This window comes from Roseicyclus amphidinii (genome assembly GCF_030163755.1).
GTDB classification, from domain to species: Bacteria; Pseudomonadota; Alphaproteobacteria; order Rhodobacterales; family Rhodobacteraceae; genus Roseicyclus; species Roseicyclus amphidinii.
In genome coordinates this window covers 16,616-36,253 of the sequence record NZ_JASJOE010000011.1, presented here as the reverse complement: position 1 = coordinate 36,253, position 19,638 = coordinate 16,616, and the positions used below count along the sequence as shown (strand labels likewise).

The following is a 19,638-nucleotide window of genomic DNA, read 5'->3' as shown; positions in this document are numbered from 1 at the left end:
GAGCAATGCTTGGAGCCCTTGGCGTCGGCGGCGGTGCAGCGGCAGCCGGTGGCGCCGCCGTCGCTGCCGGATCGGGCATGAACATCCTGCAGACCATCGGGCTGGTCACCAGCCTTGCGGGCTCGATCGGGCAGATGCAGGCCCAGACGGCCGCCATCGACGCGCAATCCGCCGCGATCGAGCAGCAAAAGGCCACCGAAGCCACGCTCAACGCCATCGAGGACCAGCGCACCCGCGCGCTGATGGAGGGCCAACTCGCCGAGCAATCTGCCGAGCTGATCGCGCGCGGCGTCGACCTGTCGAGCCCGACCGCCGTCCGGCTTGGCATATCGGCGGCGCGTGAGATGGCCTTTGCCTCGCAGCGCGTCCGCTCCGAGGGCAGCGCCCGCCGGATCGAGCTGACCTCGCAACAGCAGATCCTTGCCGCGCGGCGGCGCACCGCGCGGATCCAGGGGATCACCACCGTCGCCGACACGGTTCTCACCGCCGCGCCGCAAATCTGGCCGGAGCTCCTGGGATGAGCCTGACCGTTCCCCGCGCGCCCCTGTCGGCCGGTCGGGCCGCGCAGCCGCAGTTCGAAGCCCCCGGCGGCGCGGCTGAAATCGCGCAGCTCGGCAACCGGATGATGCAGATCGGCACCGCGATCCAGCAGGAACGCCTCAGCCGCACCGGCGAGCGGCTGGCCGTCGACCTGCAGAACGACATGAACGCCGCCCGCCTCGAGGCCGAGGCCATCGGCGATCCGGACCAGCTCGACGACTTCTGGACCCGGCGCACCACCGAGCTGCGCCAGCGGTATTTCGAGGCAGACCCCTCCACCGGCCAAGCGCGCGTGCCGCCGGAGCTGCGCTCGCGCTTCGAAACGCGCTTTGAAGACGTGGCTGGGCGTCACGCCTTCCAGATCGGTGCGCGCGCGCTCGAGCTGCGCAACTCGCAGAGCCAGGCCAACTGGCTTGGCTACTACCAGACAGCCACCACGCAATCCGCCACCATGGGCCCGGAAGTGCGGCAGGCCACCATCGCACAGGCAACCGAAATCCTTGACGGCCAGCTGGCCAGGGGCGTCATCACGCCCGAGGAGCGCCAGCGCCGCCTGTTGCAGCTCAACCAGGACATGGACCAGGCGCGCGCCATCGTCGACATCGACCGCGACCCGGCGGCGGTGCTGGCGGCGCTCGATGCGGGCGACTACGGCGGGCTCGACGGCGAGGCGCAGGCGCGGCTGCGCGTGCAGGCCGCGCGCGAGCTCGAGCGGCAAACCACCGCCGCCCAGACCGAGCGCAACGCCGAGCTGGCCGAGCTGATCCGCGTGCTGGAAACCGGCCTGCCCGCGGCCAATGCCGCGATCCTCGAAAATCCCGCCTACCAGGACTTGCCGAATTATGCGCAGGCCGCCGCCACCCGCGACCTGACGGCGGCGCGCGGCGCGATCCGGCAGATGACCATCCCCGAGCTGCGCACGGCCCTTGCCGAGGAACGCCAGGTGCCCATCACGCGCCAGTGGCAGGCCGAGCGCGTGACCGTGCTCGAGCAGGCCCTGACATCGGCGATCCAGAACTGGGGCAGCGATCCCGTCGCCTATGCCGCCGAGGTCGGGTTTCGCGTGCCGGACTTCGTGCCCTTCGACCCCGCCGCCCCCGATGCCTTCGCGGCCATGCTGGCCGAGCGCCGCATCACCGCCGATGCCCTGGTCGCCCAGGGCTACACAAGCGAGCGCCGCCTCTTCACCGATGCCGAGCGGCTCGAGATCCAGCGCCAGGCGGGCATCGACCAGGATCCCGCCGCGCGCGCGCAGCTTTCCGACCTTCTGACCCAGGCGGGCGCGGAAGGGATCGTCACCGACCCGGTCTTCGCCCATGTCGGCGGGCTGGCGCAAACCGGCGTGCCCGCCGAGCTGCGCGCCGAGATCCTGCGCGGCCAGCAGGTCATCGAGACCAGCAACGTGGTCATGCCGCCCGTGCGCGAGCGCGTCGGCGCGGCCTTCGAGGTGGTCGGCGAGGTCTTCGCCAACGTGCCCGGCGGCGAGGCGGCGCAGGCGCAGATCGCCGCCGCGGCGGACGCGCTCTACGCGGCGCGCGTGCGCCGCCTCGATCCGACAGGGGATTTCGATGCCGACATCTACACGCAGGCCGTCCATGAAGTCATGGGCGGCACGGGCCGTGTCGGACGGCGCGACGCGGCGGGCGGCATCCAGGAGTGGAACGATATCCTGACCCCGTTTCCGCGCGGCGTGGCGGCCGGAGATTTCCAGGCGGCGCTGGACAGGCTGCAAGACATGACCCAACCGGATGGTCTGTTCACACGCCCGCGCAATCAGCCGCCATCTGACGGGGCACGGGCAGACAATACCGAGCGCGTTCTGTCGGTCCTGTCAGACGCCAGCCTTGCCGGCCAACCGCCGCAAATCAACGGCCAGCCCCTCATGCCCCGCGACCTGGAGGGGCTCGAGCTGCGGGCCGTCGGACCCGACCGCTATGTCTTCATCCGAAACGACCGCGGTCAATCGCGCATGATCTTCGACGGAAACGGCCAGCCCTACACCTTCAGCATGCTGCGCCTTCTGCAGGAGGTCGCACCATGACCATTCCCGACAACGTGCCGCTGAGCTACCCGGACCTTCCCGCCGCGGACCGGCCAGTGCCGTCGCCGCTGCAGCGGCTTCTGGCCGCGCAGGAGGCCAATGACATCGCGGCCGACATCAACCAGACCCATGATGCGCTGCGTCGGTCGCTGGTCGACGAGCTGTTCCAGGCTGTCGGCCCCGGCCTGGATCCGGCCACCGATCGAGCCAGCTGGCGGCGCGGCGATCGCCCGCCGCGGTTGACCGAGCGCCTGAATGTGGCCTTGTCGCATGTCGAAATGGCCCGCCGCAGCGGTGGTGGTCGCACACCGTCCCTGGCGGGGTTGCCCGCCACGCGCGAGGAATTCGACGCCTGGTTCGACGCCCGCGCGCGCGCAGACTACGACGAGCAGCGCGAGATCCTCGACAATGCCCCATCGGGCTCCTGGGCACCTGAGCTTGCAGGCTCGATCTGGTCCGAATTGACTGACGCCCAGAACATCGCCGTGGGCGTCGCCACTGCACCGCTCGGCGGTGCAAACGTGGCCCGTGTCGCCTTGGTCGAGGGGGCTGCCGGAGCCTTGACCGAGGCCGCCCAGTTCGAACGCCGCAGCGAGGCCGCCGAGCGCCTCATGCTGCCTGCCCCCAACCTGGCCGAAAACATGATGTTCGGTGCGCTGGGTGGCGCTGTTCTGGGCGGTGCATTCCAGGCAGGAGGCAATGCCCTTACAGGCCGTCACATCTGGACCGGCGAGGCGGCGCGGGCGGCGCAGGCTGCAGAGGCACCGCCTGTGCGCAGCCCGCTCGACACCGAAAACGCCATCGCCGACGCCGCGACGATGCTTGCCAACGATCCCGTGGCAGAGCAGGCCTTCGGCATCCGCACGAACCCGGCCATGAACCCGATGCTGACGCTGGACGGGCGGCAGTCGCACATGACGCGGCCCGACGCGGGGGCGAACATGGAGGCGCTTCTGGCCGGTCCCTTCGCCCGGATGCAGGAGATTTTCGGGGCTGAGGTCACGATCAACGACGCCATCGCTCGGGCGGGCACCAGCCGGGAACGCCAGACGCCGGGCAGCCGCCACTTCCACGGCGACGCGCTCGATCTCGACATTTCGGGCCTGTCGAACGAGGACCGGCTGCGCCTGGTCGATGCCGCGCTCGAGGCCGGGTTCAGCGGCTTCGGCTTCGGCAACGGCATCCTGCATGTCGATACCGGCCCGCGGCGCAGCTGGTCCTACGGCAACAGCAGCTTTGCCGGCCGCCCCCTGGGCGAGCTGCAACAGCGCGTCGCCAGCGCGCGGCCAGCCGCCCCGGCCGCCCCCGACTTCGACGCCATCGCGCGCCGGATCGTGGGCGCGGAAAGCGGCGGCGACCCCAATGCCCGCAACGGGTCCAGCACGGCCACGGGCCTCGGGCAGTTCATCGAAAGCACCTGGCTCGCCATGATCGAGCGCCACCGCCCCGACCTGATGGAGGGACGCACGCGCGCGCAGATCCTCGCGCTGCGCACCGATCCCGACCTGTCGATGGAAATGACCGTCGCCTATACCCGCGACAACGCCGCGCGCCTCGACCAGGCCGGGTTTCCGCCCACGCCCGGCAACCTCTACCTCGCCCATTTCGCGGGCGTCGAGGGGGCCATCGCGGCGCTTCGTGCGCCGCGTGACGCACCGATCCTGACCGTCATGTCCCGCGCCGCCATCGCCGCCAATGCCCCGATCCGCTACCAGGGCCGCCGCTTCGCCGATTTCACCGTCGCCCACCTGATCGGCTGGGCGCGGTCGAAAATGGGCGATACGGGCGCTGCAGCGGGCGCTGGACGGGCGGCAAGCCCCGCGGGTGTCGGGACAAGCGGCGGAGCCGCCTCGGGCGTGTGGACCCCCACGTCGCGCGGCTACACCACCACCGGGCAGGTCACCACCGGGGTGCGCACGATCGACGTGGAATACCAGGTCGTCGACGCCGCCACGCTGCGCGCGGCCACGGGCGACCTGCAGCCCCGCGACCGCACGCGGGCGGCCAGTGCCGAACAGATCGCCGACATGGCCGCCCGCCTCGATCCCGCCCGCCTGATGCCCGCCCCCGAGGCCGACCGGGGTGCGCCCATCGTCGGCCCCGACGGCATCGTCGAAAGCGGCAACGGCCGCGTCGCCGCGATCCGCGAGGCGGCCGCGCGCTTCCCCGAGCGCATCGCGGCCTACCGCGGCGCGATCCGCGCAGCGGGCTTCGAGGTTCCCGACGACATGGAGGTGCCCGTTCTTGTTGCGCGCAGGCGCAGCGACCTGAGTGACAACGACCGTCGTCTCTTTGTGCGCGAAGCAAACAGCGCCACCGTCGCCCGCATGTCCGCGAGCGAGCGGGCAGCGATGGACGCCGCCATGATCGACGACGCCACCATGGCGCGCTTCGATCCCGCCGCCGCGCTCGACACGCCGGAAAACGCGGGCTTCCTGCGCGCGGCCCTGGCCCGCCTGCCCCAGGCCGAGCGCGCCGCGCTGGTCACCCCCGAAGGCCGGTTGAACCGCGAGGGGCGCGAGCGCATGAACCGGGCCATCTTCGCCCGCGCCTTCGATGACCGCGAGCTGCTCGAACGGCTGGCCGAGGAACAGCCCGGCGAGCTGCGCAGCCTGCTCGAGGCGCTGGAACAGGCCGCCCCCAGTTGGGCCGCGCTGCGCGCCGACATCGCGGCCGGTCGCGTCGCGCCGGAATTCGACATCGGCGGCCATGTGATCGAGGCGGTGCGCATCATCGCCGCCGCCCGCGACATCGCCCGCACCAGCGGCAAGGCGGTGCAGGGCATCATTGACGAGCTCTTGGCCGACAACGACCTGCTCGAAGGCCTCCTGTCGCCGCTCACGCAGGCGCTGGTGCGCAAGATGTATCCCGGCGGGCGCGTGCTGGCCGCGGACAAGGTGGCCGACTTCCTGCGCCGCTACGCCGACGAGGCGCGCAAGATCGGCCAGGGCGGTGGCCTGCTGGACGCGCCGGGACCGCTCGACGCGCTCAAGGCCATCGACCCGGAGGGCTTCGGGCACCTGACCGAAACCGGCACGCCGCGCGGGCAAAGCCCGTCCGTCGCGCAACCTGCGCCGGAAATGCGCGCCGCTGCCAGTGCCGCCGAGACCGCCACCTCTGAGGCGGATGCCCTGTCGATTTCTACGGTGCCGCCGGGAGCCTCGCCCAGGCTGCAACGCATACTTGAAACGGGCGATGACGTGGCCTCCACCCTTGACGGCATGACCGCAGCCGAGCGCCGCTGGCTCAATCGGCAATTCGAAGCTGGCCTTCTGGCACGGCAACAAGATCCGATGATGCGGAACGTGTGGCGATGGCGCATCATTGATGACCAAATCGACATGCGCTGGGACGTCCGCTGGGATGCACGGGAACGCATCCTTGCCGACGCCACACCCCCTGCCCAGCCCCTGCCCGCCGCCGCCAGCGCCGAGGACATCGCCACATCGGGCCGCCTCGATGAGCTCGACACCGAGGCGCTGCGCGCCGCCCTGGGCGACATGCTCGAGCTCGACGTGACCACCATCGACGGCCAGACCTGGACCGCGGCGCAGCTTCTCGACGAGCTGGACGCCGACATCCAGGCCTACCGCGTTCTCGACACATGCATGCTGGGGAGGGCCAGCTGATGGTCAATGCCGCCGACGCCATCCAGAAAGCCGCCAACCTGTCAGTCTGCATCGACACCGCGCGCGCGGCGGGCGAGCTGGACCGGGCGCGCGCCACCGCGCTCAAGAACACGCTGGCCGATCTCGAAGCGCGCTATGCCACGATCATGCCGCCCGAGGCCGCCAGCGCCCAAGCTGCCCGCGACATCCGCGCCGCCGTCGAGCGCCAGCTGCCCGCGCGCTACCATTCGACGCTGGCGCAGCTGCAGGCCATGCAGCGCCTGCGCGCTCATATCGAGGCCAGCGACCGTCCCGACCTGATCCTGAAGAACCTGCTGTCCAATGCCGAGGGGCAAGGCTACGGCGGCGAAAGCCTGCAATCCATGATCCGCGCCGAGGTGCGATCGGTCATGGCTGCGATCTCGGAGGTGACGGAAGCCACCGGCGAGAACATCATCGGCCAGTCCCGCGACGCGCGCCTCCTGAACCGCATCCTGGACGAGCTGCACGGCGACGACAGCGGCGATGCCCTGGCCCGCCGCATGGCCGACCAGGTCCGCGCACAGCAAGAACGCCTGCGCCAGTCCTTCAACGCCCATGGCGGCAATATCGGCAAGCTCGAGGATTTCGGCATCTCGCACAGCCATGACGTGGTGAAGATGCGCCGCGAAGGCTTCGACGCCTGGCGCGACACCATCGCCACCAAGCTCGATTGGAGCCGGATCGAGGATTTCGCCACCGGCCAGCCCTTCGCCCGCAAGAAGGGCGAGATCCCCGACCGGGCCGTGACCGACCGTTTCCTGCGCGATGTCTACGAGAACATCACCACCCGCGGCTGGAACACGCGCAAGGCCACCATGGGCACGCAGGGCCGCGCGCTCTACAACAAGCGCGGCGATCACCGTGTCCTGCATTTCCAATCGGGCAAGGCCTGGCGCGAATACAACAGGGATTTCGGCGACGGCGACCTGTTTTCCTCGCTCATTGGCGGACTGTCGGGCATGGCCCGCGACGTGGCGCTGATGCGCGTGCTGGGGCCGAACCCGCGGATGGGCCTGCAATTCGCGGAAGCCCTCGCGCAGCGGCAGGCCGGGCGGCTGGCCGACGGCGCGCTCGAGGCGCGCGTCGAAAGCGCGGCCAAGCTGAGCCGCGCCATGCTGGCCCACCTGGACGGATCGGCCAACAGCCCCGTCAACCAGAGCTGGGGCGCTTTCTTTTCGGGCGTGCGCAGCGTGCTGACCTCGATCCAGCTGGGATCCGCGATCCTGTCGTCCCCGACCGACCTTGCCACGCTCACCATGGCCTCGCGCACCGTGGGCGTGAACCCGGCCAACGTGCTGAGCCGTCACACCCAGCTCATGGCATCAAGCGCCACGCGCCGCACGGCGGCGCGGATGGGCTATGTCGCCGACACGCTGGCCGACGCGGGTGCGACGACGGCGCGCTATGTCGGCGATATCTGGGTGCCCAATGTCGCGCGCAAGCTGGCTGGCTTCACCATGCGCGCCTCGGGCCTGAGCCATTGGACCGACATGGCGCGCACCGCCTTCCAGATGGAATTCGCGGGCGCGCTGGCCGACATGGCCGGCCAGGCGTTCGACCAGATCCCCGAGGCGATGCGCCGCGCCCTGTCGAGCCGCGGCATCGGGGCGGCCGATTGGGACATGCTGCGCGCGCCGCAGGGGCGGTTCACGGCCGACAACGGCGCGGATTTCCTCAGCCCCTTCTACTGGCTCGAGCACCAGACCGCCCTTCCCCGCGACCAGGCCGAGGGGCTGGCGATGCGGCTGCAGATGATCATCGAGGAACACATGGAATACGCCGTGCCCACCGCCAATGTCGAGGGCACGGCGCGCATGATGATGGGCGTGCAGCCGGGAAGCGTGCCGGGCGAGCTGATCCGGTCGCTGGGCATGTACAAGAGCTTTGCCCTGTCGCTGACGCTCAACCAGATCCGCCGCTTCAACGCCCTGCCCACCCGCATGGACAAGCTCAAATACGCCGCCATGATGGGCAGCGGCCTGCTGATGCTGGGCGCGCTGTCGGTCCAGCTCAAGGAACTGGCCAAGGGCCGCGACCCGCGCCCGATGGACACGCCGAGCTTCTGGCTTGCCGCGCTTTTCCAGTCCGGCGGGCTGGGCATCTTCGGCGATTTCTTCTCGAGCGAAACCAGCCGCGCGGGCGGCGGGCTGGCCGAAACCATCGCAGGCCCTGTCGTCGGCGCGGGCGGCGATGTCATCCGCCTCGTCGCGCAGCCGATCCAGGACATGGCCAACGGTGACGATCCCAACATCGGGCGCAGCGTTTCGAATTTCGTCCGTCGCAACACCCCCGTTGCCTCGAGCCTCTGGTACGCGCGCGCGGCCTATGACCGGGCCGTCGCCGACAACCTGCAGCGCCTGCTCGATCCCGAGGCCGAGGCCAACTGGCGACGCCAGGAACGCCAGCGCGAGCGCGATTTCGGCTCCGCCACCTGGTGGGAGCGCGGCGAGATGCTGCCCTTCCGCGCGCCCGACCTGTCCAACGCCATGGGAGACCTGCAATGACCCAGGAAGCCTTCACCCCGACCGCTTTGCAGACCATCAGCGGCACCGGCCCCTACACGGTCAGCCATGCCTACGACGAGGGCGCGCTGATCCTGCGCGTGGTCGCCGACGACATCCGCACCGCGCTGCCCGCTGCGGATTTCAGCGTTTCGCCCTCTGCCAGTGCGACTGGCGGGCAAATCACCCTGTCGACCGCCGCCGCCGCGCTGCACGCGGGCAAGCAATTGGAAATCGAGCGTCGCACCGTCGCCATTGAGCAGGGCTGGGCTGGTCAGACATCGCGGGAAAAGGGCCTCGAAACGGTGCTCGACTGGATGACAAGGGCGATCCAGGACGCGCTTCGCGTCCTGCCCGTGGTTGCCGATGTCGAGGTCAGCGCCGCCGACCTGGCCGACGCGGCCGCCCGCGCGCTGGCCGCGGTCACCAATGCCGAGGCGGCGCAGGCCAACGTGAATGCGCTTCTGGCCGACGTGACCCCGGCAGGCCGCAACCTGCTCGAGGCCGCCAACAGCGCCGCGCAGCGCCAACTCCTGGGCCTGGGCAATCCGCCCATGGCCGTCACCAACGATGATTGCAACGATGCCCAGGCCGGTGTCTGGAGCAGATTTGGTGTCCTGGACGCCAACGGCCCGCCGACGGGCGGCGCAAATACCACGGCAGGCATGTTGTATACCATGGACTGGAATGCGCAGACGCGGATGCAATTGGCCATCGTCCATTTCGGTCTGCCCGCCCCACCGCAGGAAACCAATCGCATATTCCTGCGCACGCGCCGCAACGGTAATAACTGGGACGACTGGGTCCGCATCGGCCCGCCCGTCGTCGCCGATGTGCAGGCCGCGCTCAGCGCCAGCATCCTGGTCGCCGCGGAAAGCAACGCGTTCACATTGCCCGCCGATGCCTGGGTCAACCGCCAGCTGGTGGCCAACCACAACGGCATCGCGGGCGCGTCCATTACCGGAAATGCCGTGGCCCTGCCCGCGGGCACCTACCTGCTGCAGGGCTATGTCGTATCCGACATGCAGTCGAAACAGTGGCTGCAGGCGCGGTTGTTCAATGTGACCACCAACGCCACCATCGCCGCCAGTGCCACGCAGCGCCTGATGGACGGCGATGGCGATGTCGGCAACAACTCCACAGCCGTCGTGGCCGTCGTCACCCTCACCGCGCCTGCCAGCGTCGTGCTGCAATCCTACACCACCCACTCATCGCCCAGCCGTCCAGCGGCCAACTACGCCGCCGACGTGAGCCCGCAAGGCGCAACCCTCATCGTCACCCGCCTGGGCTGATCTGACGATCGGCCTGCCCTCAAGACCCGAAAGGACCGCCACATGGACAAGGACCGCAAAAACGTCGGCTTCAACGGCCCGCGTGACCCGTCGCCCTTCGCGCTGACCATCACGTCGGCCATGCACGACAACGATCTGCCCTTCGAGCCGCGCGCGTTCATTGCGCAGGAAACCGGCACGCTCACTTTGCGCGAGCCCAACCACCTCGGCGAGCTGCAGGACAACGACTACCCTGTCACGGCAGGGCAGCTCATCGGACCATTCGCAAACGTCAAACAGGTGCGCACCGGGTCGGTCAACGTGATCGCGCGGGCATGAGAAACGGGAGGACCACGCGATGGATCTCGGACTGGGCCTTGGGCTGACGTCTCTGGCAGTACTGCAGCGGCCGGGGGGCGTTACGCTCCCGCCCCCAGCCACCGCCGCGGGCGCGCTTGGGCCGTTCACGTTTGCGACGGGCGAGGCCGTCAGCGTGGACGTCAGCGCCGATTTCACGACGAACGGCAACACGCTGACCTATACCATCGCGCCTGCGCTGCCCGCGGGGCTGACGCTGGCGACGAACGGCATCCTGAGCGGGACGCCGACGACCGAGACGGCCGCGGCCAGCTACACCGTCACCGGGCAGGACGAACACGGCCGCGAGACGACCAGCGCGTTTTCGCTGGGGGTGGCGGCGACCGATGGGCTGCAGTGGGGCGCTGGTGGAAACCTTGAATGGGGCGCAGGCAATGCGCTGGAATGGAGGGCCTAATGCCTTTTGATCTGAAAACGGCAGCACTGGACCAGACTTTTCCGGATTTGGGAATTCTATTCGGCGCTGACAGCCAATCAGCCGAAGCGCCCAGCGTATACACCGCGAAAGCGGTGGTTTCCAAATCGGTTTCCGACATGGCCGATACGTGGAACAACGGGGCCACGACATTCACCGCCATCAAGATGGACGTTACCGATACCGCCTCGGCGTCGGGTTCCCTGTTGATGGATTTGCAGGTTGGTGGGAGTAGTAAGTTTAAGATCGATAAAAATGGATCGCCCTTTTTTGGGACGGCCACTAAGCGGGTGGAAATTACAGACCCCTATGGATTTAGGGTGACGCAGGGGGGCATTTTAGATTTTTCTGTAGGAAATTCTGCAATTGCACGGCTTGCAAATAGCGGCTGGTGCACAGACGTATTGAGAATGGGGAGAAGTATTGGTTACCCTACAGTTCTTACTGTGGACGGCGCTCATATACTTGCCCAAAGAAACGGCACCAACGCCCAAGCCTTCAACCTCTACAACACCTACACCAATTCCTCGAACTACGAGCGCGCGACGTTCAGGTGGAATGCAAATGCGTTGGAGATCAAGCCCGAAGCGGCGGGGACTGGCACAACGCGAGTGCTGCACATCTCTGGATTGCCAACCGCGAACCCCGGCCCCGGCATCCTCTGGAACGACGCGGGCACCGTAAAGGTAGGAACCTGACATGGTTAAACTGCAACTCACCGAACACGAAATGCAAGCTCTGGCAGGCTTGCTCGACGCTGGCGTAAAGGCATTGGGCCTGCGCGCCGTGAACGACGCCGCTGCGCTTCTGAAGCGAATGGAGGCAGCCGAAACAATCCATCAAGACAAGGACACCGACAATGGCTGATGAACTGGAAGTGCGCGTGACCGTCACGCGAAAAAACAGCACCGACCATGCTGGCGCAGATCATGTCATCGCCACGGTTGCCAGCATGATGGACGATAGCGGGCGGCTGCGTTTCCTGAATTACATCGTGGCAACGCACGGCGTGGACGAGGAGGGCAACCCGCGCACCCCCCAGCAGATGATCGAGGCATTCTGGTCGGGCATCTCGGCAGGGACAACGGCCAACATCCAGCGGTATGAGCAGGAGGTGGCAGCACAGGCCGCACGGGATGCTGTGGCCCCGCTTGCGGTGACGCAGGGCGCGTGATGACCCCGGCGGGCGACGTGCTGTTCGCGCCGGGGCTGCGCCGCCGGTGGCGGTCCACCCAGCCTCTTGTCTGGGAGGTGGGCCGGAAGGGTGGCACCGGTCTGCGCGTGACGATCCCGGCGGGGACCGAGTTCGAAAGCTCGGTTCCATGGTGGGCGCGGTGGTGGATCGACCCCGACGATCCGCGGTATCTGCTGGCGGCGCTGGTGCATGACTACCTGCTCGAAGCGGGCGTCTACGGACGGGCGCAGGCGGCGGCCGAGTGGTATGACGGCGCGTTGGCGGGCGGCGCGCCCGGCTGGCAAGCGCGGTCTGCATTCGTCGCCGTGGCGGCGTGGGCGGTTTACGGGGGGCGGGGCTGATGTTGACACGTCTCCGGCGCTTCTGGGCGATGCTCAACACGCCCTCCGATTTTCAGGGCGAACCATACGGGGCGGTCACGAACCAGATCAGCCACTCGGCCGTCGCGGCGTGGCTGTTCCTGTTCCTGAGCTGCAGCTATTTCGTGGTCGTCGGCGAAATGCCGCCACGCTGGGGCGTGGGCTGGATGGTGGTCGTCGGCTACGCGCTGCTGATCGAATGGCGGGTGCAGGGCTGGCGGGGCCGGGACAGTTGGGCCGATGTCGCGTTCTGGGCCGCGCTGGTCGTGCTCATCGCCGCCTCGACCGAGGAAGTGCGGGCAGACGGTTTTCACTCTCACATCATCGTCAACATCGCGGTCCTGTGGTCGGGCCTCGTTGGTGTCGGCATGGCGTGGCTGGCCTACGCGCTCGCGCGGATGCCGCAATCGAACACAGGCGGAAGGGACCGGTCATGACCCCACAGGACGGCATCACCACACTGACCGACGCGCAGCTCGAAGCCATGCTCGACCGTGCCGCGAAGCGCGGCGCAATAGAGGCGCTCCGGGCCATCGGGCTGCAGGACGACGACGCCAGCGTGGACATCCACGAGCTGCGCACGCTGCTGACCGCCTGGCGCGACACCCGCCGGGCGGTCTGGCAGACCATGGTCAAAGCGGCGGTCATGGTTTTTCTCGGCATTATCGGCCTGGGCGTCGCCGCCTGGCTCCGGCAAAACACAGGAGGTCAATGACATGACCCGCACTACCCCCCGCCTCGGCCTTGTCGTCTACGACCACTGGTCCGAGGCCCCATGGGACGCCGCCCGCTGGCCCGATTTCTCGCCGCAGGAGCTGGCCTGCAGGGGCACCGGGCGGCTGGCCTACCACGCGCCCACGCTCGACAAGCTGCAGGCGCTGCGCACGGCGCTGGGGCGGCCCGTGATGCTCACCTCGGCCTACCGCAGCCCCGAGCACAACGAAGCCGTCGGCGGCGCGCGTGCGAGCTGGCACAAAGAGGGCGTCGCCTTCGACGTGATGATGACGAACCACGACCCGCGCGCGTTCGAGGCCGCGGCCCGCGCCGCCGGGTTCGGCTCGGTCGGGCGCTACCCCGACCGCAGCTTCATCCACATCGACACGCGCACCGATTTCGGCGCGCCCGCGTGGGACGGCGGGCCGCAGTTCCCCGTCGATGCCGCGCCCTTCTCAACGCCCGAGCCGGTGCCGCGCCCTGTCGCCACGCCCACGGGCCGCGCTGGTGTCGCGGCGACCGCCGGGGGCACGGCCGTCGGCGGCGTCGTGCTGGCCCGCGAGGTGGCCCCCACGCTTGAGGCGGCACAGGGCCTGCCCCAGTCCGTCCAGCTCGCCCTAGTGGGCGCTGTGGCGCTCCTGGCGCTGGCGCTGATCGCCTGGGGGCCGGACGGGATCCGCGCCGCCCTGCGCCGCCTGCGCCGCGACGGGGATGACCTGTGATCCGTGCCGTCGCCCGCTGGTTGTCGCGCCACCTGGTCGGCGTGCTGGTCGCGCTGTCGATCGGCGCTGTGGCGACGGCTGTGACTGCCGTCACGCGATGGCTGGACGACCGCGCGGCGGCGGCGGTGCATAACGACCGGCTGGTGCGCGAGATCGACCGCCTGCGCGCCGAGAACGCCGCGCGGGCCGAGAGCGCCGCGGTGCAGCGTGCCCATGCCGAGCGGCTGGCCGGTGAGCTGGCCGCGCGCCAACGTCTGATCGACACACTGACCGACATGGAGGGCCTCGATGCGCCGCTTCCTGATCCCCTGCGCGATGCTGCTCGGCTCCTGTGGCCAGAGTAACGCGCCGCCACCGCCCCTTCCGCGCCCCGGCGCGCTGATCGACCCGACCCCCATCGTCGATCCGGGGCTTTACGAGACCTGCCCCGGCTGGACAGGGCCGCCACCCGAGCTGGGCGTTGAGTTCGCCCTGGCGGTAGAAACGGAGATCGCCTGTCGCCAGCTGATGGCCGGTCAGCTCGACACGCTGGCCCGCACCCATCGCGTCCGATGATCCGACGGATACGGGACACAATCGGACGTGGTGGCTTTTCAAGTCATTGAAATCAAAGCGTTTAATTCTGACTGTTAATCAATTGGTCGTAGGTTCGATCCCTACCGCCGGAGCCAATTTCACCGCAAGTCGTTGAAAAGACTACCACAGCCAATGCATGGCTGCGGGGTGTAACACGCAGGTGTATCACCTGACTGTATCACCTGCGGCTCATGACCTCGCGCGGCGGTCCCAACACGGGATCGCAACCATGACCAAGCCACAGCACCTTTTCCGACGCGGAAACGTATACTACTGGCGTCGAAAACTGGTGGGGTTTTCCACAAAAAAATGCACGGCAGTGGATTTCCAGCTCTCCCTGGGCACGACGGATCGGACGATCGCGACTAAACTCGCGGCAATCTTGACTTGGAAAAGCACCACGATGTTGGATCACGATCTTCTCCCCGAAATTTCCCCGGCCGAAGCACGAGCCTACCTCAAGGATCTGATCGCGACGGAAAGAAAGAAATTGGCGAGGGTTCGAACGGTCGTCAGAATGGACGCCTGCGAACATGGCGGGGATATCGACGATGGTCAGGATTGGGCTTTTGCTCAGGCTTGGAAGCTCATTCATCGCAGAGGGGTGAACGCAACCTTCTTGAGCGAGGATCTCGCGCGTTTCCAGACCGACGGCATTTCTGACGCCTGGATCGGTTATCTCGACCTCGCCCTCACCAGCGTGAAAGAAAGAGCGACCGCGCCCGCGCGTGACAAGGCACGGCGAGACGCATTCGAGGCCGTCAATGGACGGACACCAGGAAGCGCACTCGAAACCATGCAGCTGCGCGAGCTCTTCATTTCTGCTCTGACGGCTATTCAGGACGATCCCGATCCGGGTGACACCGACAATCTCGTCGCTGCCGTGTTGAAAGAGGTGAAGTTGGGGGATCATGCGGCAGGACCAGTCCCGAATGACAGCCAAGAGACAACGTTCGTGCCTGTGCCCTCTACCCATGATCGGCGCTCCACCGACACGGTTGAAGAGCCTCGTGTAGACCCACACGATGAGGAAAATCCTCAACTCGACCCGTCGATCATGGCGGTTCTCGAGCGCATGATCGCCATCAAGCAAAGCGATGGAACCGGATTGGAGGAGAAAACGGCCCAACACTACCGGTCGTTCGGAAAGCTCTTGATCCGGATCATCGGGAAGGAGGACGTGCGCCAGCTGAGACAGACGGACGCGACCAATTTCCGTGCCCAGCTTACCCGGTTGCCGAAGAGCTTCGGCAAGAGCCCTTCGCATCACATCTTGCCGATTTCCGAAATCATCGAAAGGGCCAAGTCGCTACCGGCCGAGAAGGTCGGTTTGTCGACCGCCACGATCAATCGTTACCTCGAGCAGCTCGGAACACTTGTAGCATGGGCCGACTCCGAGGGAATCCGGGTCGATAGAAATCTGAAACCCAACAAGCTTCGGAGGCCGGAAAACATGCGGGCACGAGACAAGGCCCGCACTGCCAAGCTCGGCGAGTTGGTTGCAGTCTTCAGCCATCCCTTTTGGATCGCTCCGATGATGGACAGACCCAAGGGATCAACCCTCGTGCTACGGAGGAAAAGCGGCCTCTACTGGCTGCCTCTTATCGTCGCTTACACCGGGGCGAGACGCGAGGAAGCCTGCGGGTTGACTCCGGATGATTGCCTTCAGGACCCAGATGGTACCTGGTTTTTCCGGATTGCAGAAAGCAATGTACGGCGCGTCAAGACAATGGCATCGAACCGTATCGTGCCCATCCACTCAGACCTTATCAAGCTGGGTTTGCTCGATGTCATCGAAGAAGCCCGGAAAAGATACCCTGACGACATCCTGTTTCCGGACATTCGCGAGCCGAAAGGTAAGGTTTTGGGCCGGAAGGTCGGGCGGCATATTGCCAACATCGTGGAAGAAACTTACGGACCAACCGGCAAGGGCTTGAACTTGAAGTCGATGCGGCATCACTTTCAGCACTGTCTGGACCTCGATAAGGAGGTACCTGAAAAGGTTTGCCGGGACTTGGTCGGTCATGAAGGAAATGATGTTCACACCCGCCACTATGGAGATCAGACCCCCATGTCGGAGCTCAAGTTTGCGGTCGAGCGCCTCCCGCGCATGGTGCCGGACGAAATCTTTTCCCTATAAGAGCCCTAGAAGTTTTGTGTTGCCGGGCAACGTCATGCTTCAAACTAGCATGGACTGCCGGCAACGCAGGTCCGCAAGAAGTTTTAGTTGTAGCTGTGATTGGCTAATTCTGATGCAGAAGCCGGCTACATGGAAAAATCGAAATCGTCGTCAAGGGACGGTTCCGTTCTTTCCCGTAGAACCATATTCGGCTCGACGTATTCGAGCCTTTCGAGGATAGCCTCAACCTCCGCGGCTTGACCTCTGAGCCACCATGTCTCTGTATTCATGATCGCCAAGGGCGAAACGGTTTCGGTGCTTTGTGTTCCGACACCCTCCCCTACTGACAACCCCTGATATCTGGACGGCGAGAGGCGCACACTACGCCCCGCCCCTGTCTCATGGATCGCAACCAGAACAAGCCTCAGCTTTTCGGCCCGACTTCCGACTGGTGGTCCGCTCCCAGCCAGTTCATCATGAGTTCCATGCGTCCATTCAATAGCGAGATTTGACGAGCCTGATTTTCCTGCAGCTTGATCAACGTCCGAATGTCGGCTTCCATTTGGGTTCGATCGGCTGACTCCGTGAGGGCCGCGAGGGCGTCCGACGAGGACTTCATACTCTTCGCGATCGCCGCGAGGTTCTCGAGAATGTCCTCCAGTCGTTGCGAAACCCCGGTGTCGAGCCCCTCCTGCGCTTCCAGAAGCTGATGTAGCGGCAGGATCATGTCCATGACGCGCTTCAGCGTTTCCGCGATTTCTTTCAGGTGCTGATCGGTAGGCGAGTGTTCCATTCAGGACCTCCAGGCTTTCTTTGAGTTCGGCCAGGCGAAGCGGCAGTTGGATCGGGATAACTTGTTCTAGCGCACGGATGACGACGCGTGCCTGCAACCTTGGGATTAGGGCTTTCAAACGAGCGGCGATGCCTGAGAGGATTCGTCCACCAAAGAATGAGGGCCGAGCAAGTGCCGCAGCGTTGAGTTCAAGCTCGTGATAGCAGCATCGCGAGTCCGGATCTGGGCTTCGAGAGCGGCGATCTTCTGATCCTGCGCCTGCAAGGTCTGCCTGACCTCGTCCTGAAAATCCTGCACCGCCGACAAAAGTTCCCGCTCGAGCGGCGTCAACCTGCTCGTCTGCCTCTGTTCTTCGCGCGCCTCGATCGGCAAACCGTCCTTCATGTGTTGTTTCCTCCAAAATTCGTGACCTCTGATCGAGGCGACGCGGTGCAATCATGCGTGGCGGATGCAAGGGTTCCAGCAGCCATTCCGATGCTGCGAACGGGACGATCGGCCATGCATCTAATCCGAACCGGCTACGATTGAATGTTGCGCGCCGCTCCCAGAGAGCTTGCAGCCTCTCTGGGGACGTCGCGATCTCCTCAGCCCGAGCCTTTAGCCTGGCTTCGAAAACCGGCGCTCCCGGCCAGCAGTAGTCGATCGACGTAAACTCTTTGGAAAACAGCAGCCCACGAAATCGTAGGCGTTCCGAAGGTTGGGCGTTGGGAAGGCCGATCGTGACGCTCGAAGGCTGCAAGGAGTGAAGCACCAGACCATAGTGGCGGCCTGCTGAAAGCAGGCATTCGACCGCGTCGTCTCTGTTGGAGAGGCGCCCATCGTAGTAAGCTTCCATCAGATGTTCTGCCAGAAAACGACGAAGATTTCTCGTTTCGATCATACCTTCACGCTTGGATGTGGCCTGCTCTTTTGCCATCCAGTCGGGCACATGCAGGAGCTGTTGCCGACGCGGATCCCGAGGATCGGCCCAGCAGAACCGTGAATTCAACAGGTCTTCGACAGCCGCCCATATCGCGCGACTTGCCGCACCGGGGGGATCGATGTTGAAGCTGCGCACCTTGCCGTCGGATCTCGTCACCCACCGCGGGACCAGGAGATTAAGTTCGAAGCGGCCGGTGTGAGTATGGCTGGAAATGAACACTGGCGGCCGACACTCTGGTGGCACACCTGCAAAGCCGACCTCGAGAAAAAGGCGCAGGGCCACGTCGACAGCGGAGCGCTCCGCTGCGTCCCCAACGTTGAAGAGACGAACGTCGACATCCTCCCGCGAGAAGCTCATGACCCCTGAACGGTATTTTGCCACCCCCGGCGCCGCACGGATCGCTGCCCGAGCCATCGCCGGGTCGCCTACCAGGATCTCTGGAGCCGGCACACGCCTAATGAGAACACGGCCTTCGGCGCTAGGCTTAGGAACCCACTCTGCAGATGGATATTCAACTGCATCTTGCGATGACGGACCCGCGGGGTCGTCGCGATGCTCAGAGAAGGTGATCAACATGGCCCGTCAACCTCCGATCCGGAGTCGCCGACGGATTTCGATTTCAGAACTGCATCTCGAAACGCTCGCTCATTCGAAACGAGACACGCCAAGATCTCGATTGCCTTCGACGCCGACAGACCCTCCCGCGCGGACTTCGCGATGTCTGCAAGATGACACTCTGCGCGCGCGAGAGCCACAATGCTATCGGCCCCTCGCACCGAAGAACGGCGCGGCGTCTGATAGTGCAACGAAAGCAGGTATTGGCTGACCGTGAGCCCCGCCGCGTCCGCACTTGCGCGAATACTCTCACGATCCGCCTGCGTCACATGCAGGATGTCCCAAGGCTTACGCTTCTCGTGTTCTGGCTTCCGGGGGCGCGCCATCAGCAGATCCTCGTGGGGGTTTTACCGGGGGGGTGCGAGGTGTCTTGCTGCCGGGGGGCCAACGAGAGGGAGAAACGGGGATGCCGGGAGGAACTTTCCCGCTCACCCCCGTCGCGGCACGGCGCCAGCTTCATGCAATCCGGGACCATGCGGCGCACCCCAAGCAATGGCAAACAGGCGAAGACGAAGGCACCCCTGGCGTTGTGCAACGACGCCCGAAACAGGTGTCCGCGGAACAGGGAATAGATGTTCATCGTGCTCGGCCTCAGCCCTTCTGCTTCCAGAGACCATAGCAGAACTCGCGAACCCAGAGAAGCCCAGAAAAATACTAACTATATGTTTTAATTATATTTTCGCAAATGATTTTCGAAACCCAGAGCGCGGCGGGACCGATCGGCCACCAATCCCGTGGGGCGATAGACTTCTGAGGATCTAGATGGAACCGGACAGGTTCAGACAGCACCGTCACGGGCGGCATACGGCGTGAGGGTGCCAGACTTA

19 protein-coding genes are annotated in these 19,638 nt (G+C 66.0%); 17 read left to right on the top strand and 2 right to left on the bottom strand.

Going from position 1 to position 19,638, the window contains the following annotated elements:
* Positions 1–5 precede the first annotated feature (5 nt).
* The 17 genes from QQK83_RS05675 (at position 6) to QQK83_RS05595 (ending at position 16,502) form a co-directional block, all read left to right on the top strand.
* Positions 6–521: a hypothetical protein gene (locus tag QQK83_RS05675; RefSeq protein ID WP_284262466.1), complete on the top strand. Its 516-nt coding sequence runs from the start codon at positions 6–8 to the stop codon at positions 519–521.
* The gene (locus QQK83_RS05670; RefSeq protein WP_284262463.1) at positions 518–2,581 is read left to right on the top strand and encodes a hypothetical protein; all 2,064 of its coding nucleotides are present in this window, start codon (positions 518–520) and stop codon (positions 2,579–2,581) included. The genes QQK83_RS05675 and QQK83_RS05670 overlap by 4 nt, the downstream gene beginning before the upstream one ends.
* Positions 2,578–6,210: a hypothetical protein gene (locus tag QQK83_RS05665; RefSeq protein ID WP_284262461.1), complete on the top strand. Its 3,633-nt coding sequence runs from the start codon at positions 2,578–2,580 to the stop codon at positions 6,208–6,210. The genes QQK83_RS05670 and QQK83_RS05665 overlap by 4 nt, the downstream gene beginning before the upstream one ends.
* A complete protein-coding gene (locus QQK83_RS05660; RefSeq protein WP_284262459.1) occupies positions 6,186–8,735 on the top strand; it encodes a hypothetical protein in 2,550 nt (849 codons plus the stop codon). Before QQK83_RS05665 ends, QQK83_RS05660 begins: the two co-directional genes overlap by 25 nt.
* Positions 8,732–10,024 (top strand): pyocin knob domain-containing protein, encoded by a 1,293-nt coding sequence (locus QQK83_RS05655; RefSeq protein ID WP_284262458.1) that lies wholly within the window; start codon positions 8,732–8,734, stop codon positions 10,022–10,024. Before QQK83_RS05660 ends, QQK83_RS05655 begins: the two co-directional genes overlap by 4 nt.
* 42 nt (positions 10,025–10,066) lie before the next feature.
* Positions 10,067–10,342, top strand: coding sequence for a hypothetical protein (locus QQK83_RS05650; RefSeq protein WP_284262457.1), 276 nt, complete (start codon positions 10,067–10,069; stop codon positions 10,340–10,342).
* Positions 10,343–10,361: 19 nt separating this feature from the next.
* Complete coding sequence (locus QQK83_RS05645) at positions 10,362–10,778, top strand: putative Ig domain-containing protein (RefSeq protein ID WP_284262456.1); 417 nt, start codon at positions 10,362–10,364, stop codon at positions 10,776–10,778.
* Positions 10,778–11,494, top strand: a complete 717-nt coding sequence (locus QQK83_RS05640) for a hypothetical protein (protein ID WP_284262455.1) — start codon at positions 10,778–10,780, stop codon at positions 11,492–11,494. The genes QQK83_RS05645 and QQK83_RS05640 overlap by 1 nt, the downstream gene beginning before the upstream one ends.
* Before the next feature lies 1 nt (position 11,495).
* Positions 11,496–11,663 (top strand): hypothetical protein, encoded by a 168-nt coding sequence (locus QQK83_RS05635; protein ID WP_284262454.1) that lies wholly within the window; start codon positions 11,496–11,498, stop codon positions 11,661–11,663.
* Positions 11,656–11,970, top strand: coding sequence for a hypothetical protein (locus tag QQK83_RS05630; RefSeq protein ID WP_284262453.1), 315 nt, complete (start codon positions 11,656–11,658; stop codon positions 11,968–11,970). The genes QQK83_RS05635 and QQK83_RS05630 overlap by 8 nt, the downstream gene beginning before the upstream one ends.
* On the top strand, positions 11,970–12,332 hold the full coding sequence (locus QQK83_RS05625; RefSeq protein ID WP_284262452.1) for a DUF1353 domain-containing protein: 363 nt from the start codon (positions 11,970–11,972) through the stop codon (positions 12,330–12,332). The genes QQK83_RS05630 and QQK83_RS05625 overlap by 1 nt, the downstream gene beginning before the upstream one ends.
* A complete protein-coding gene (locus QQK83_RS05620; RefSeq protein WP_284262451.1) occupies positions 12,332–12,787 on the top strand; it encodes a hypothetical protein in 456 nt (151 codons plus the stop codon). The genes QQK83_RS05625 and QQK83_RS05620 overlap by 1 nt, the downstream gene beginning before the upstream one ends.
* Entirely contained in the window at positions 12,784–13,065 is a 282-nt protein-coding gene (locus tag QQK83_RS05615; protein ID WP_284262450.1) for a DUF6127 family protein, read from the top strand. Before QQK83_RS05620 ends, QQK83_RS05615 begins: the two co-directional genes overlap by 4 nt.
* Position 13,066: 1 nt before the next feature.
* Positions 13,067–13,786, top strand: coding sequence for a D-Ala-D-Ala carboxypeptidase family metallohydrolase (locus tag QQK83_RS05610; protein ID WP_284262449.1), 720 nt, complete (start codon positions 13,067–13,069; stop codon positions 13,784–13,786).
* Positions 13,783–14,130 carry a hypothetical protein gene (locus QQK83_RS05605; RefSeq protein ID WP_284262448.1) on the top strand — a complete coding sequence of 116 codons (348 nt, stop codon included), beginning with the start codon at positions 13,783–13,785 and terminating at the stop codon, positions 14,128–14,130. The genes QQK83_RS05610 and QQK83_RS05605 overlap by 4 nt, the downstream gene beginning before the upstream one ends.
* Positions 14,075–14,341 (top strand): hypothetical protein, encoded by a 267-nt coding sequence (locus QQK83_RS05600; protein WP_284262447.1) that lies wholly within the window; start codon positions 14,075–14,077, stop codon positions 14,339–14,341. The genes QQK83_RS05605 and QQK83_RS05600 overlap by 56 nt, the downstream gene beginning before the upstream one ends.
* Positions 14,342–14,591: 250 nt before the next feature.
* The gene (locus QQK83_RS05595; protein ID WP_284262446.1) at positions 14,592–16,502 is read left to right on the top strand and encodes a site-specific integrase; all 1,911 of its coding nucleotides are present in this window, start codon (positions 14,592–14,594) and stop codon (positions 16,500–16,502) included.
* Between the two features lie 403 nt (positions 16,503–16,905).
* Here the strand turns inward: QQK83_RS05595 and QQK83_RS05590 are convergent, their stop codons facing one another.
* Together QQK83_RS05590 and QQK83_RS05585 are read right to left on the bottom strand one after the other, a co-directional pair.
* Positions 16,906–17,274 carry a hypothetical protein gene (locus tag QQK83_RS05590; protein ID WP_284262445.1) on the bottom strand — a complete coding sequence of 123 codons (369 nt, stop codon included), beginning with the start codon at positions 17,272–17,274 and terminating at the stop codon, positions 16,906–16,908.
* Positions 17,275–17,388: 114 nt separating this feature from the next.
* The gene (locus QQK83_RS05585) at positions 17,389–17,658 is read right to left on the bottom strand and encodes a hypothetical protein (RefSeq protein ID WP_284262444.1); all 270 of its coding nucleotides are present in this window, start codon (positions 17,656–17,658) and stop codon (positions 17,389–17,391) included.
* Positions 17,659–19,638: the final 1,980 nt, after the last annotated feature.